Below are 443 nucleotides of genomic sequence, written 5' to 3'. Positions count from 1 at the left end.
TCTGCAATCTAAAGGATTCGAGTGACTAAATCTTACTAGTTAAAAATCCAATATGGTCTATCGTTAAAATTGTATGGTCTTCTTGAAAGTTTTTAGCACTTGAATATTTCCAATCTTCTGGATGTACAACCAAACCGCTTTCTACTGGATTATTATGAATATAATCTATTTTTTGCTGAATAACTTTTGTACTCCACAATTCTATAGGTTTATTATGATGCTGCCAAAATTGATATTTATTTACATTTCCTTGTTTATTTCCTGCTCTTTTAAACATCCACAATAACCACTCTTTTCTACTTTCTTTTGGATGATCTTGAATCGTTTCAATCATTTTTCTTGATGTATAACGCTTAAAATCTCTTAATAATTCCATTGGTTGTTCTTTTGTAGATCTGAATATAAAATGCACATGATTTGGCATAAAACAATAGCAATACAGC

Annotated in this window: 1 protein-coding gene; it reads right to left on the bottom strand. The window is 29.6% G+C overall.

The features are described from left to right. Positions 1-25: 25 nt before the first annotated feature. On the bottom strand, positions 26-443 hold a 418-nt coding region (locus Q1A15_RS20935), incomplete at its 5' end, for a transposase (RefSeq protein WP_299628395.1).

It is taken from the genome of uncultured Tenacibaculum sp., from assembly GCF_947495995.1.
GTDB lineage: Bacteria > Bacteroidota > Bacteroidia > Flavobacteriales > Flavobacteriaceae > Polaribacter.
Note: the sequence above shows the minus strand (reverse complement) of the source record. Positions and strands in the feature narration are given on the sequence as shown.